The following is a 13,936-nucleotide window of genomic DNA, read 5'->3' on the forward strand; positions in this document are numbered from 1 at the left end:
CCAATGGGGAATGACACCCGCCATGAGCCTCATCCACCCGGTAATCCTGTGCGGCGGCAGTGGCACGCGCCTTTGGCCCCGAAGCCGCAAGGACAAGCCCAAGCCCTTTCTGCCGCTGGTCGGCGATCAGACCCTGTTCCAGCAGACCGTCGCGCGCACCACCGATGCGGCGCTGTTTGCGGCGCCGACCATTGTGACGGGCGCCGCCCATGCAGCGCTGGTGGAAGAGCAATTGCCAGATGGGGGAGGTGTGCAAATCATCGTGGAGCCGTCGGCCCGGAATACGGCTGCGGCCATTGCGCTTGCAGCGCTGCGCCTGCCTGAGGATGCCGTCATGCTGGTCTGCCCAAGCGACCACTACATTGCCGATATTCCCGCATTTCACGCTGCTACGGAAGCCGCGATGCGGCTGGCGGCGCAGGATTACCTGGTGGCTTTCGGAATCACGCCCACGCAGCCGGAAACGGGTTTCGGCTACATCCGCAGCGGCGCTGCGCTGGATGGCGGAATGCAGATCGCCGAATTCGTCGAGAAGCCCGATATCGCGCGGGCGACGCAGTTCCTGGCGGATGGCAATTACAGCTGGAATGGCGGTATCTTCGCGTTTCGCGCCGGGCACTTCCTGAAAGAATTGGCCTCACATCGGCCCGAACTTGCGCGCCACGTTCGCCGGTCCGTCGAAAGCGGATCGGAGGACGGCGCGCGCTTTCATCCGGATGCCCAGAGCTTCGCTGCCATTACGCCGGAATCGGTCGATTATGCCGTGATGGAAAATACCGGCCGCGCGGCCATGGTGCCTGTTTCCATGGGCTGGTCCGATATCGGGAACTGGCACGCGCTGCATGATGCGCGGCAGAAGGACGCGCACGGGAATAGTGCGACAGGCGAAGTGGAACTGCTCGATTGCACCAATGTCCTCGTCGAAACCGATGGACCGCGCATCTCGGCCATCGGGCTGAGCGATATCGCCATCGTCATAGACGGTGACGAGGTGCTAGTGACGACGATGGAGGGGGCGCAGCGCGTCGGCAAACTCGGCGGAGCCAAGTCGCAATAGCGCCGGTCAGGCGGCGCCTTCTTCGGCCTGCAATTCGGCGACGATCCTTTCCAGATCCTGCTTGGTATAGGGCTTTTGCAACACGCCCCGTGCCGCGCTTTCCGAAATAAGCGCAACCGCATCGCCATAGCCGGTGGCAAACCAGAACGGCACGCCTTCTTCGGCAAGTCGCTGTGCGACGGGTTCGGAGGTAGAATCGCCCAGATTGAAATCGAGTATGGCGAAGCCGGGCATCGCTTTGTCGATCGCGCTAAGCGCCTGGTCCGGCGTGCTGGCGACGGTCACTGTCTTGTAGCCGATGCCGCGCAACATATCCTCGACATCCATGGCGATGATCATGCTGTCTTCCACCAGCAGCACACCGTCGCGCTGCACGTGGCTCACCTCGCCGCTGGCCTCGGTCATCGGACTGTCCTTCGCTGTGTCGGCCTGCGCGTTCTCGTCCGCTTCTACCTGCGTTGCGTAACGTGAGGGGATGAGGAAATCTGCTTCCAGCCCGGAGACCTTGTAAGAGACATCGGCCGTGCCTTTCAGCTCGAACGGGATCGAACGCTCGATGATGGTCGTGCCGAAGCCGCGCCGTTCGGGCGCCTTGACCGGCGGACCGCCGATCTCGCGCCATTTGATGGCGAGGTCGCGATGCTTGGTGAATTGCGTCGTGATTTCCAATCGCCCGCTGCTGTCGCAAAGCGATCCGTATTTGGCGGAATTGGTCATCATCTCGTGCACCACGAGAGCCAGCACCGTGAAGGCTTCGGGCGTGATAAGCGCCTCGTCCCCGGTCACGGTAATCCGGTTGCGCTTGCCTGAAAGATAGGCCTCGGCTTCGGACTCGATCAGCTCGCGAAGCGACGCGGAATCCCACTGCTCGCGCGTGATATGGTCGTGCGCACGCGCCAGGGCCTGGATTCGCCCGCCGACGAGATCGGAGAATTCCTCGATATTGCTGACTTCGCCGCGTGATTGGCCGATCAGGCTGCGGATCAGCGTCAGGATGTTGCGCACGCGGTGGTTGAGTTCCGCAATCAGCAATTCCTGCCGTTCCTGCGCGCGGGTGCGTTCGCGCACCTGCGCGTCGGTGACGCGCAGGATTACCTCGAGCAGCGTGACGCGCAGCCCTTCGGCTATGGCCAGCTCTTCTTCCGACCATACGGTGCTGCGGCCGCTGACAGTCTGCTTCCAGGCCTCGAAGCTTTTGCGCGGCGTCAGCCTGTCGCCATTCGGCCCAGGCTGCACCGGTTTGTCCGGATTGCCGGCCCAGGTCACGCTGCGTTCTATTTCCTTGCGCCACAACACCATATAATCGCGCGGACTGCGCGAGACGGGGATAATGAGCGCGCCGACCACCCGGTCTTTGAAGGCGGCGGCTGCCGGGATCAGCCCGACGAGGGAATCGCTGTGGACTATCGTGCTGGTGGAGGAGGTGTTGAGAGCCGGCACGATGGCCTCGAACTCCTCGGCATTCGGCGCTGCGCCGTGGGAACGGTATGTGCCATCGATATAGGCGGAGAGGCCGTCATGCGGGATCAGGTCGCCAATGGTGCGCTCGATCACGTCGAGGCTGTCGGTCAGCGTATCGCCGCCACCCATCTGGTTCATCAGCCGGTTGTGCAACTCGCGCGAACGATCCTTGAGAGCTTCTCCCGCGGAACGGATCGTCAGTTCCAGCTGCATGGAGAAAAGCTGGGCAAACAGTTCGGCCGCGGTGCGCTGCGGGAATGCCAGCACGCGGGGGCTGTAGTGATGGCAGGCGAACAGGCCCCACAGCTTGCCATTCACCACGATGGAAATGCTCAGCGAAGCTTCGACGCCCATGTTCTGCAGGTATTCGATATGCACGGGCGATACCGCGCGCAGCGTGCTTTGCGAGAGATCCAGCGGACGGCCGTCCAGCGGCATTTCGGGGAGGATTGGCACTGGTTCCGCGCTCACATCGCTGATGATGCGGAACAGGTTTTTCAGATAAAGCGCGCGGGCCTGTTGCGGGATATCGGTGCGCGGATAGCGCAGCCCCATGAAGCCGTCGATATGCCCCTCGCGCGCCTCCGCGATGACTTCGCCACTTTCGTCCGGATGGAAGCGATACACCATGACCCGGTCGAACCCGAGGAGGCGCTTGAGCTGTTCTGCCGCGCCTTGGCAGAGCTTGTCCACGCCTTCGCAACGACGCAGATGATCCATCATCGGGCGGATGGCGGAGGAATGATCGGCGGCGGCATTTTGTGCCCCCGGTTCGATTTCCAGCACCGTGTAGCCGTCGCTGCAATGGATGGCGATGTCGAAGCGCTTGCCGGAGCGCAACAGGTCGCAGCCGAACAGCCGCTCCGTCGTTTGCGAGCGCGACGCCCAGCCAGCCCTTTCCCGCAATACCCTCAAGGCGTTCGCATCGAGATAGTCGGAGAGATTGTTTCCGATGGCAAAGGGCTTTCGCGCATCGATTATGTCGTCTGCATTTGCCGATTGGAAAGCGATGATCCAGTCCGCGGTCACTGCGATCAGAGCACCGAACGGCTGGATCTGGCCCAGTTGGTGGATCGGTTCGCGGTCGCAGCTTGTCAGGTCGACCTTGGGATCATGCACATTCATGCCGCGATCCGCCCGCGCGGTTCGCGGGCGAAAACCTCAGCGAAATGGGTAAAGACTGCGCGAGCGGCCTGCACGGCCGCCGCGCCCTGCGCCGGCGTGGTCGGCTTTTCCAGCCGGGGCCGCAAATGCTTCCAATAAGCGATCATCGCGCTGTCATCGAGAAAGGCGGTCGGCAGTCTCGTCTCACCGATCTGCGCCCGCATGGCGCGGTTGCCCAGGTGCGAGCCTGCCAGTGCCCAGGCGAGGCCGATAGGGTCGGACTTTTCAGGCAGATGAAACTCTCCTGACGGCAGCGAAAACGGCCCGCCAATGGCTTGCAGATCGTCGATCAGCAGGGGCGCAGTGGCTGGCGGAGCGTTTTCATCGCCGATATGCCGGGCAACAAATTGCTCTATGGGAAGGCGCGCGGCCAGCTGATTGCGGAGGAACGCGGCATAGGCAGCAGGGTCCGACAGAGAGACGTCCGCCACGCTCGCATCGAGCGCATCGTGCTGCGTCCGCGTATCCTGTCGCAGCAATGCGCGCAGTGATTGTGTTTTGCCCTCGTCAGCCAATTACGGCATACCCTCGTACTCAGCGATATATCGGGCAAAGAACTCCCAAACCTCGCGGTGATGTGTCAAAAATCCTTTCGCAGCGATAAGGTTCCAGCGTAAACAAGTAATTTATGTTAGAAACAGGGCACTTAGGCGGTATGATCGCCCAAACCATCCAATTGGCGCTGGCGCCGGTCTTCGTATTGGTTGCGGTGGGCGGAATTATGAACATCCTGACCGCGCGCCTCGGGCGTATCGTGGATCGATCGCGGGAACTGCTGTCGCGCTATCACCAGACCGACGGCGAGGAGCATGACGATGTGGTGCGGGAAATGCGCAGCGCCGACCGCCGGATTGGCTTGATCGGGCAGGCCCTGCGCCTGCTGGTGCTGTCTTCATTGGTGACCGGGCTGACCGTCGTTCTGCTATTCATCGAGGAGTTTACAGGCTTCACCATCGATGCCGTGGTGGCGGGCAGCTTCGTGCTGGCTATCGCGCTCTTGATGTGGGCACTGGTGCTGTTCCTGCGCGAAACGCAGCTGGCCGCCGATGCCCTGCGCTTGCCGCGTGCCGTGCTGGAGGAAGACCGCAAGCTCTAGCAGCCAGGGGCAACGGTCAGTCCTTCGGCGGGGCGAGCAAATCCTGCCCTTTCGCCTGCACGGCGCTTTCGATGATCGGCGTCAGGAAAGAGAGTGCGGGCGGCAAGACGACCTGCAGCACCACCTGCGTATCCTCGATGTCGACGTGGCCGGTCACAAGCTGGCCCATCGCCGCGACGGACAGCGTCATGCGATCCTCGCTCGGCCAGCCGGTTTCGACCTGCGCCATGCCGCCGGGGATATTGTCCGCCAGCGTGTGGCTGTTGGCAGAGAGGCGACGCCGCACTTCCTCGCGGCCCAGCGAATGGGGGATGGCGACCCGCATCAGCGCGCGGTCTTTTCGCGGTCGAAATCGGGCAGGGGCACACCTGCGCCTTCGTCCAGCTGCCTGCCGGCATCGGGCTGTGGCAGGGCCATGCCCTCCGCATCGCCATAGCGGTAATCGAGATAGCGGTCCTTGATGGCCAGATCGTCCAGCGAGCCTTCGGCCAGCTGCCGGGTGACGCTGTCCACTTCCTTGCTGATCTTGCCGAGGCTGCGCGTCAGCTGCGCATCCGGCGTCGACCCGGCCCGTTCTTCCCGCCGCAGATGCGCGGGAATGCGCGTGTAGCTCTCGATGGTTTTGGGCAGGATTTCGCCCACCAGCTTGCGCACTTCGCCGGCGGCGGGATGGGCGGGATCGACATGCTCCAGTTGCTGGCCCAGCGCATCGAGCTGGGTGCCCAGATCATCCAGAATGCGTGCGGCAGGCGCGGGCAAAGCGGCGCGCTGGTGTTCGAGCCAAAGCTCGGTGCGCGCGACCAGCTGGCGCGCATCCTGCGTGCGCACCAGATCGGCACGCTGCGGGACTTTGACCTTAGGGAAGCTGGAGAAGATCGTTACAGCCAAAATCACGCCAATTAGCAGCGTCATCACGCCCCAGAACCCGATGCCGTTGAACATTGCGCCGGCGATCCCGGCAGCAAGGAACATCGTGAAGACGGCAATCACCATATTCCGAATGCGTTTCGCCCAGACAGAACGCTTGAGTCCGCGCGAACCTTCACCGATAGAGCCGCTGCGCCGATGATAGCCGCCATCGCGCTGGGTCTGCAGGCTGGCCTTTGCGGCCCGCAGGATTTCGTCGGAATCTTGGGTGCTATCGGCCATCAGTTCTCCAACGACAGCAGGCCGCTATCGTTCACCTGGCTCGCCGCCTGCGCCTGGCCCTCGGCGCGGGCGATGTAGCCTTTCGACTTCTCTACTTCGGTGGAAAGCGTTTCCACCGTCTGCTTCATGCTGTCGAGGGCGCGCAGCTTGAAGCTGTCGACCTCGTCCATCGTGTCGTAGATGTTCTGGAAGGCGCGCTGCAATGTTTCCATCGGAATGGTGCTGCTGGCGGCCTGTTCGTGGATCTTGCCGGTATTGTCGCGCAGCATCTGGCCGGTGGAATCGATAATGCCCGCCGTCGTTTCGTTGAGCGCGGTGATCTGGCCCAGCACCAGCTTCTGGTTGGTCATCGCCTGCGACACGGTGACGGCAGTGCGCAGCGCGCCGACCGTGGTGGTGCTGGCGCGGTCCACGCCTTTCACCAGCTCGACATTGTTCTTCTTGACGAGATCCAGCGCCAGATAGCCCTGTACGCTGACCGCCATCTGCGTGAGCAAATCCTGCGTGCGCTGGCGGACATAGAACAGCGCGGTCTCGCGGATGGCCTTGGCCTTTTCCGGGTCGGAACTGTCGAGTTCGGCCGCCTTCTCCTCCAGCTCGCCATCCAGCGTGCGGGCGATGTGGATCATCTGTTCCAGATTGCCCATCGCTTCCCACAGCTTCTGCCGCTCTACATCGATGGCGGCATTGTCCATCAGCAGCTCGTCCTTGCCGCTGGAAAGGCGGGCGAGGATGGACTGGATGTGGCTTTGCGCGGAGGTGTAGCTGTCGAAATAGTTCTTCAGCCTGTTGCCGAAGGGGATGATGCCGAACAGCTTGCGCCCGGTCAGCTTGCCGCGGCGGCCGGGATCGAGATCCTCCACCGTGCGGCGCAATTCGGTAAGGTCTGCGCCCACGCCGCTTTCCTGGTCCATGGCGCGCACGGGCCTGTCGAGGAAGCGGTTGGACATGGCCGACGCCGCCATGATTTCCTTGCGGCCCATGCTGGTGATCTGGTCCACCTTCTTGCCGAAATCGGGCGAATTGGCATCCAGCGCCACCAGCTCTTCCACGAAGCCGTCGACCTTTTGCTGCAACGCGGATCTCTTCTCCTCGCTGACAGGCACGAGCCCGACGGCCTTTTCCGGCGACACGGCAAGCACCGGATCGGGCGGCGTCAGTTCCAGATCGATGTCGGTAGCGGTCGTCGTTTCGTTCGTGGTGGCCATGCGCCGTTTCTTCCCTTCCTGATGCATTTACTGTATTAGTCAAACAAGACACACGTTTCAAGCTTCGCTCCTGCGAGTTTCTGCGATAACGAGGCACAATGCAATCGGAACCCGTATCCGCAGAGACTGCCGGGCGTAAGCGCGCGTCCCCCGGCTTTGCTCACGTCCTCACGACATTCCAGCGATGGTGGCACACCGATGTCACCGGAACGGTCGACCAGATCGCGGTGATCGAAAAGCGCCGCGCGGAATGCGCGACATCTGCGCGCTATTTGCTGATGACCTGCATGTCGGCGGGTATTGCCATTCTCGGCCTGTTGCAGGGAAGCGCAGCCGTGGTGATCGGCGCCATGCTGCTCTCGCCGCTGATGGATCCGATCATGGGCGTGGGTTTCGCGCTCGCTATCGGGGATTTCCAATGGCTGCGGCAATCCGCCCGCTCGCTCGCCATCGGCGTAGTGGTGGCCATCGCATTTACCGCGCTGGTCGTATTCATCTCGCCCTTGCAGACCATCACGGCAGAGATCGCCAGTCGCACGCGGCCCAGCCTGCTGGACCTGGGCGTGGCCGTCTTCTCCTCGATCGCGGGCGCCTATGCGATGATCCGCGGGCGGGAAGGCACCATCGTCGGCGTGGCCATCGCCACGGCATTGATGCCGCCGCTGGCCGTGGTCGGCTTCGGCGTGGCCACGCTGAATGCGACGGTGTTCTGGGGATCGCTGTTTCTCTTCATCACCAACCTTACCGCCATCGCGCTTACCGCCACGATCATGGCCCGCGCCTATGGGTTCTCCACCAGCCTGTCCGACAAGCACACGAAGATGCAGAACTTCCTGATCTTCGCGGCCTTCACCCTGCTGGCCATCCCGCTCTTCCTGTCGCTGCGCCAGATCGTGTGGGAATCGCAGGCCACCCGGCAGGCCAACAATGTGGTGATCGCGGTGTACGACCAGCCGGTCACGATCTCCGAGCTCGACATGAATTACGACATGCGCCCGATCCGGCTGACGGCCACGGTGCTGACTCCGCAATATGTCGAGAATGCAGAGGCACGCGCCGAAGTCGCCATGAGCCGCGAGCTTGGCCGACCGGTGGAGGTGTCGCTGACGCAGGTGCGCGTCGGCACCACGGCGCAGGCGCAGCAGGAAGCGCAGCTGGGCGAGGCGCGGCGGCTGGAGGCGGAATCGCGCGCGCAGGCCCGCGACATTGCCGAGGATCTCGCGATGCTGGCCGGCGTGACCGTGGACGATGTGACCGTGGACCGGGAGCGGCGCCGGGCCATCGTGATCGCCCGCCCGCTGGAAGGCGCGACCATGACGGCTTATCGCGAGCTGGAGCAGCGCATCAATGCCGGTCGCCCTGCATGGGACATCCGCTTCACCCCGCCCATTCGCCCGCTGCCCGATATCCCTTTCGAGCGAGAGACGGGCGAGGATGCCGATGACGATGGCTGGGTCGCCACCGATGACGGGCGCGACGCACTGGCTCTGGCCGCCTGGGCGCAACAGCGCGTCGGCGTGCCCGTGCGCCTCGTCGGCCCGCGCGAATCCGTCGCGCATTTGCGTGCCATCCTCGCTGCCGACGGGGATGCCATGCAGGCCTCCATCACCGGCGAAGGCTATGGCGATGTGGCGGTGGAATGGACCACGCAATAGCCGAGGACGAATAGCCATGCCGACGGAAATGACCGTGCTCGCTCTCTCCGGACTGCTGCTGCTGGCGCACATCTTCAGCGCGACGCATTACAAGACCAAGCAATACGGCCTCGACTGGAACATGGGCGCGCGTGACGAGGACAAGCCGCCGCTGAACGACCTAGCCGCACGGCTGGATCGGGCACGCGGCAATTTCCTTGAAACGTTGCCGCTCGCCATTATTGGCTTCGGCGGCGTGGTGATGACAGGCACCGCGAATGAATGGACCGCCATCGCTGCATGGGTGTGGCTGGCCGCGCGGGTGATCTACCTGCCAATTTATTGGTCCGGCATCGCCAAGGTGCGGACATATGTGTGGACCGTGAGCCTGTTGGCGCTGCTGGTTCCTATCGGAGTGCTGCTGCTTGGGGCGCTTTAAGCCGCCACCTGCAGCGGTTCGATCTCGCCTGAAATATACATCTTCTTCGCCTTGGCGCGGCTCAATTTGCCCGAGCTTGTGCGCGGCAGGGTGCGCGGGGGCACGAGTTCGACAACGCAGTTCATGCCGGTGACGGAGCGCACCTTGTCGGCGATCTGGTCGCGCAGTTTCAGGCGTTCATCCGGGTCGGATACGCGGCAATGCACCAGCACGGCGGGTGCTTCCTCGCCATTGTCGGTTTCCAGCGCGAAAGCGGCGATATCGCCGTGGTTGAAGCCGGGCAGCTGCTCCACCGCCCATTCGATATCCTGCGGCCAGTGGTTCTTGCCGTTGATGATGATCATGTCCTTCGCGCGGCCGACGATGAATAGATAGCCATCGGCCATGTAGCCCATGTCTCCGGTGTCGAGCCAGCCATCGACAAGGCAGTCCTCGGTCGCCTGCGGGTCGCGGAAGTAGGAATGCATCACGCTGGGGCCACGGCACCAGACCTTGCCGATCTGGTGATCGCCTTTGACCTCGCCATTCTCGCCGCGGATCTCGACGTCGAGATCGGGCATGGGCTTGCCGCAATTTACGATGGCGCGATAGCGGGCCGGGCGGGAAAGGTCGCGCTTGGTGCCCGAGAGACGCTCTTCCTCGACCAGTTCCACGCGGATGCCTTCGCCCATCGGCATGACGGTGACGGCCAGCGTGGCCTCGGCAAGGCCATAGCTGGGCGTGAACGCACTCGCCTTGAAGCCTGCATCGGCAAAGGCATTGACGAATTGCTGCATCACGTCGGGCCGGATCATGTCCGCGCCATTGCCCGCCAGCCGCCAGCGCGACAGGTCGAACCGGTCGGCCACATGGCTCTGGCTGGAAATGCGCCGCGCGCAAATGTCGTAGCCGAAGGTCGGCGAATAGCTGATCGTTGAGCCCTTGTTGCGGCTGATGAGATCGAGCCATGCAAGCGGACGCCGCGCGAAATGCTCGGTGCGCAGGTAATCCGCGCTCATCTGGTTGCCGACCATGGACAGGAAGCAGCCGACCAGGCCCATATCGTGATAGAAGGGCAGCCAGCTGACGCCGCGGTCGCCGTCACGCATGTCCATGCTGGTGGCGTGGCCATACAAATTGTGCAGCAGCGCTTCATGGGTGACGGCGACGCCCGTCGGGAAGCGGGTAGAGCCGCTGGAATATTGCAGGTAGCAGATGTCTTGCGGGCTGGCTTCGGGCAGGTCGACATCGGGCGCATCATGCGCGGCGAATTCGTCCCACGTATAGCCGGCACAGCCCTGCTTGTCGGCGGCGGCCTTTGCCATTTCCGCGATCTCGGCGGGGTAGAGCAGCATCTTCGGATCGCTGCTGGAAAGCTGCACGCCGAGCTGGTCGATATAGCTGTCCTTGCCGCCGAACGTGGTGGGCAAGGGCAGGGGCACGGGCCAAGCGCCGGCATAAACACATGCCGCGAACATGGCGGTGAATTCGGGCGCGGTTTCCGCGATGAGGGCGATGCGGTCACCCTTTTCGACGCCGAGGCCGATCAGCCGGCGGGCATGGCCCAGCGCATCCTCGCGCATCTGCGTGTAGGAGTAGACCTTTTCCAGCGTGCCGCGCATGTCATGGAAGTTCATGCCCTTCTCGCTACGCGCGGCGTAATCCATCGCCTCTGTAAAGGTGCGGAAGTCCGAGCGGATGCGCGGCAGCGAGCAATCGCTGGGCGTCGGCACGAGGTCGCTTGTCGTTTCGGTCATGAAGAAAAAGGGTAACCCTCTATGGCGCGCGCTGTCGCGTCGCTTCCCTTATTTGCAAAAACGGCGTCGAAAACCATGCCCGACACCGCTTCAAACTTTCCCATTCGTCAGGAAGTGTGGCACGAATAAGGCCAATGACGGGCTATCGACAAGACCGCAAGCGTGAAAGGCGTGCCAAAAAGCCGCTCGACGCCGCGCGGCTGGAGGAGATGGCGCTGGCCTATGTCGCCCGCTTTGCCACCAGCGCGGGCAAGCTGCACCGCTATCTGGAGCGCAAATTGCGCGAGCGCGGCTGGGAAGGCGAGGACGAGCCCGACCTTGCCGCCATGGTCGCTCGCTATGTGGAGCGCGGCTATGTCGACGATGCCGTCTATGCACGGGCCAAGGCGGGCGACCTGCTGCGGCGCGGCTATGGTGGCAGGCGTGTGAAGCAGGCGCTGGGGCAGGCCGGGATCGGGGAGCGGGTGGCCGACAGCGTTGCGCCCAAGGAACACTCAGCCCGCGAAGCCGCGCTGCACATGGCGCGCAAGCGGCGCTTCGGCCCGTTTGCCGTGGAACCCGTCGACCGCGAAAAGCGCGAGAAACAGATTGCCGCCATGCTGCGCGCGGGCCACACATTCGATCATGCCCGCATGGTGCTGGATGCGCAAAGCGAGGATGCCGTTCATGACTGGGTGGCCGAAGCTGCCGGAGAAGAGGATTTCGACGATGTTCGCTGATTGCCCCCGCTGGCTGCGCTGCGCCGCTATGGCTGCGGCCCTGTCGCTTTCGGCCTGTTCACAGCAGGCACCCGCTCCCGCACCGGAGCCGAGTGCGGAGGCGGGGAACACGCATCCTGTCTCGGGCCTCGAAGTCATTCCTGTCACCGTCACCACGGATGATGGCACCCACACCTTCGCCGCCGAACTCGCCGATACGCCTGACGCACAGCAGCGCGGGCTGATGTTCCGCACCGAAATGGCGCCGGACGAGGCGATGATCTTCCCCTACGACCAGCCCGACATCCGAAGCTTCTGGATGCGCAACACGGTGCTGCCGCTCGACATCATCTTCATCGATGCCGAAGGCCGCATCATCAACATCGCGGATGGCGTGCCGTATGCCGAGAACTCGGTCATGTCCGAGCGCGAAGCGATCGCTGTGCTGGAACTCAACCAAGGCCGCGCCGAAGAGCTTGGCATCGGACCGGGCGATCTGGTCGAATGGTGAGGTTTATCTGTTGCGACCCGGCATCCGCCGGGTCGTCTTCGCTAGACGCGCTCCGCTTCGCTGCGCGCCCGCTGCGGGCGGGCGTTCGCCCTTGCCGTTCCAGCGAGGAACGGTTTGCTGCCTCGATAGCCACTTGGCCACTATCTCCAAACCCGCTAATGGCGCGGCCATGAGCTTTCTCGGCAAGATCTTCACCTGGTGGAACGGTGCAACCATCGGCACTTCGCTTTTTACGTGGCGGCGCGGCGAGCATGTGGGCACCGATGCGCAGGGCAACAAATATTACCGCGCGCGCAACAAGCGCGATATCGCGACGGACGGCTCCTACTCGGGCAAGGAACGGCGCTGGGTCATCTATGACGGTGCCAACGATTCCAGCCGCGTGCCGTCGGAATGGCATGGCTGGCTGCACGGCGCCTTCGACGACCTGCCGGAAAGCCATTTGCCGCCCGCCAAGATCTGGGAAACCGACTTTACGCCCAACGCCACCGGCACGGACAAGCGCTACCTGCCCGCAGGCGCGCTGGAGCGGGGCGGCAAGCGTGCCGCAGCGCGGGGCGATTATGAAGCCTGGACGCCCGACGCGTGAGGCACTGGCGCGGCGTTCTGGCTTGTGTCGCCACTCTGGCGCTCGCCGCGTGCAATGAAGGCGCGCCCGCGCCGCAGGCCGAAGCGACTGAGGTTCCCGAAGAAATCGCCGCCGAACCGATGGCCGAAATCGTCGACACGCAAGGCATCGGCACGCCCATGGCGGAGCGGGTTGCGACCATCGGCCTCATCAACAAGCGCAACAACCTTACCCGCGACATCGAAATGTCGCCGGGCGAATCGCGGCGTGTGGACGATGTCATCATCCGCCTTGCCGCCTGCGAGCGCACCGCGCCGTGGGAATCGCCGGTACAGACCGGGGCATTCGTGCAGGTTTTCGTGAACGAGCGCCGCGATGCAGGCGGGGATGCCGAATGGTACCGCATCTTCTCCGGCTGGCTGTTCAAGGAGAACCCCAGCATCAATGTGGTCGAGCACCCGATCTACGATGTCTGGGTGAAGGATTGCGCGATGAGCTTCCCCGGCGAGGAAGCCTGAGCCAGTTCCGCATGGGCCTGGGGCAGGCTCGACCCCGCAGGCTTTGCGCAGGCGATCTCCAGCATCTCGCGATAGCGATCCCGGTCAACTTCCACCGCGCCCATGGAGGCGAGGTGCGGCGTCATGAACTGGCAATCGAGCAGGGTGAAACCGGCGCGGCGCATCAGCGCAACCAGCCATGCAAGCGCCACCTTGCTGGCGTTGTCCGCGCGGCTGAACATGCTTTCGCCGCAGAACACCCGCTCGAACGCGACGCCATATAGGCCGCCTACCAGCTCGTCGCCGCGCCAGCATTCTACGGAATGCGCGTGGCCGAGCGCGTGCAGATTGCGATAGCTGGCATTGATGACCTTGCTGATCCACGTGCCGCTCATGCTGCCATCCGCTTCCAGCCGCGGCTTGGCGCAGGCGTCGATGACGGCGGCGAAATCGGCATCCACGGTGATGCGGTAGCGATCCTGTTTCAGCGTCTTTGCCAGCGACCGCGAACAGTGGAAGACATCGAGCGGGATGATCGCGCGCCGGCGCGGCTCGACCCAGAACACTTCGTCGTCTTCCGCCGAATCGGCCATGGGGAAGATGCCGCTGCGATAGGCCAGCAACAGCGCGCCGGGCGAGATGATCTGCTGACCGTCGGGGAAACTGGGCGCGTGCATCGCAGGCATGATAGCAAAAGTCGGCGACGACGTCGCTTGCC

At 63.5% G+C, this 13,936-nt stretch carries 15 protein-coding genes; 8 read left to right on the forward strand and 7 right to left on the reverse strand.

Going from position 1 to position 13,936, the window contains the following annotated elements:
* Window positions 1–22: 22 nt before the first annotated feature.
* Window positions 23–1,057 (forward strand): mannose-1-phosphate guanylyltransferase, encoded by a 1,035-nt coding sequence (locus tag BMF35_RS04910; protein WP_047007149.1) that lies wholly within the window; start codon window positions 23–25, stop codon window positions 1,055–1,057.
* A 6-nt stretch (window positions 1,058–1,063) separates the two neighbouring features.
* Here BMF35_RS04910 and BMF35_RS04915 read toward each other — a convergent pair whose 3' ends face one another.
* Complete coding sequence (locus BMF35_RS04915) at window positions 1,064–3,643, reverse strand: HWE histidine kinase domain-containing protein (protein WP_047007150.1); 2,580 nt, start codon at window positions 3,641–3,643, stop codon at window positions 1,064–1,066.
* The gene (locus BMF35_RS04920) at window positions 3,640–4,197 is read right to left on the reverse strand and encodes a biliverdin-producing heme oxygenase (RefSeq protein ID WP_071961173.1); all 558 of its coding nucleotides are present in this window, start codon (window positions 4,195–4,197) and stop codon (window positions 3,640–3,642) included. Before BMF35_RS04920 ends, BMF35_RS04915 begins: the two co-directional genes overlap by 4 nt.
* Before the next feature lie 140 nt (window positions 4,198–4,337).
* On the opposite strand from BMF35_RS04920, the gene BMF35_RS04925 reads away from it, so the two are divergent.
* Window positions 4,338–4,778, forward strand: coding sequence for a DUF2721 domain-containing protein (locus BMF35_RS04925; RefSeq protein WP_047007151.1), 441 nt, complete (start codon window positions 4,338–4,340; stop codon window positions 4,776–4,778).
* A gap of 16 nt (window positions 4,779–4,794) precedes the next feature.
* Here the strand turns inward: BMF35_RS04925 and BMF35_RS04930 are convergent, their stop codons facing one another.
* The 3 genes from BMF35_RS04930 to BMF35_RS04940 are packed head-to-tail and all read right to left on the reverse strand — an operon-like array spanning window position 4,795 to window position 7,135.
* Window positions 4,795–5,103: a polyhydroxyalkanoic acid system family protein gene (locus tag BMF35_RS04930; protein WP_047007152.1), complete on the reverse strand. Its 309-nt coding sequence runs from the start codon at window positions 5,101–5,103 to the stop codon at window positions 4,795–4,797.
* The gene (locus BMF35_RS04935; protein ID WP_047007153.1) at window positions 5,103–5,927 is read right to left on the reverse strand and encodes a hypothetical protein; all 825 of its coding nucleotides are present in this window, start codon (window positions 5,925–5,927) and stop codon (window positions 5,103–5,105) included. Before BMF35_RS04935 ends, BMF35_RS04930 begins: the two co-directional genes overlap by 1 nt.
* Window positions 5,927–7,135 (reverse strand): toxic anion resistance protein, encoded by a 1,209-nt coding sequence (locus tag BMF35_RS04940; RefSeq protein WP_047007636.1) that lies wholly within the window; start codon window positions 7,133–7,135, stop codon window positions 5,927–5,929. The genes BMF35_RS04935 and BMF35_RS04940 overlap by 1 nt, the downstream gene beginning before the upstream one ends.
* 98 nt (window positions 7,136–7,233) lie before the next feature.
* Here BMF35_RS04940 and BMF35_RS04945 point away from each other — a divergent pair, with 98 nt between their 5' ends.
* Both BMF35_RS04945 and BMF35_RS04950 read left to right on the forward strand, forming a co-directional pair.
* Window positions 7,234–8,790 carry a TIGR00341 family protein gene (locus BMF35_RS04945; RefSeq protein WP_047007154.1) on the forward strand — a complete coding sequence of 519 codons (1,557 nt, stop codon included), beginning with the start codon at window positions 7,234–7,236 and terminating at the stop codon, window positions 8,788–8,790.
* A 16-nt stretch (window positions 8,791–8,806) separates the two neighbouring features.
* Entirely contained in the window at window positions 8,807–9,208 is a 402-nt protein-coding gene (locus tag BMF35_RS04950; protein WP_047007155.1) for an MAPEG family protein, read from the forward strand.
* Here BMF35_RS04950 and BMF35_RS04955 read toward each other — a convergent pair.
* Window positions 9,205–10,944 (reverse strand): fatty acyl-AMP ligase, encoded by a 1,740-nt coding sequence (locus BMF35_RS04955; protein WP_047007156.1) that lies wholly within the window; start codon window positions 10,942–10,944, stop codon window positions 9,205–9,207. The two genes, BMF35_RS04950 and BMF35_RS04955, sit on opposite strands and share 4 nt — an antisense overlap.
* A gap of 134 nt (window positions 10,945–11,078) precedes the next feature.
* On the opposite strand from BMF35_RS04955, the gene BMF35_RS04960 reads away from it, so the two are divergent.
* From BMF35_RS04960 to BMF35_RS04975, 4 genes are all read left to right on the forward strand, one after another.
* The gene (locus tag BMF35_RS04960) at window positions 11,079–11,663 is read left to right on the forward strand and encodes a regulatory protein RecX (protein ID WP_047007157.1); all 585 of its coding nucleotides are present in this window, start codon (window positions 11,079–11,081) and stop codon (window positions 11,661–11,663) included.
* A gap of 28 nt (window positions 11,664–11,691) precedes the next feature.
* Window positions 11,692–12,153: a DUF192 domain-containing protein gene (locus BMF35_RS04965; RefSeq protein ID WP_047007637.1), complete on the forward strand. Its 462-nt coding sequence runs from the start codon at window positions 11,692–11,694 to the stop codon at window positions 12,151–12,153.
* Window positions 12,154–12,322: 169 nt separating this feature from the next.
* Window positions 12,323–12,742: an NADH:ubiquinone oxidoreductase subunit NDUFA12 gene (locus BMF35_RS04970; RefSeq protein ID WP_047007158.1), complete on the forward strand. Its 420-nt coding sequence runs from the start codon at window positions 12,323–12,325 to the stop codon at window positions 12,740–12,742.
* Window positions 12,739–13,239, forward strand: coding sequence for a DUF2155 domain-containing protein (locus BMF35_RS04975; RefSeq protein WP_236781563.1), 501 nt, complete (start codon window positions 12,739–12,741; stop codon window positions 13,237–13,239). Before BMF35_RS04970 ends, BMF35_RS04975 begins: the two co-directional genes overlap by 4 nt.
* On the opposite strand, the gene aat is transcribed toward BMF35_RS04975, so the two are convergent.
* Window positions 13,185–13,895, reverse strand: a complete 711-nt coding sequence (aat, locus tag BMF35_RS04980; protein WP_047007639.1) for a leucyl/phenylalanyl-tRNA--protein transferase — start codon at window positions 13,893–13,895, stop codon at window positions 13,185–13,187. The genes BMF35_RS04975 and aat overlap by 55 nt on opposite strands.
* Window positions 13,896–13,936: the final 41 nt, after the last annotated feature.

This window comes from Aurantiacibacter gangjinensis, from assembly GCF_001886695.1.
GTDB classification, from domain to species: Bacteria; Pseudomonadota; Alphaproteobacteria; order Sphingomonadales; family Sphingomonadaceae; genus Alteraurantiacibacter; species Alteraurantiacibacter gangjinensis.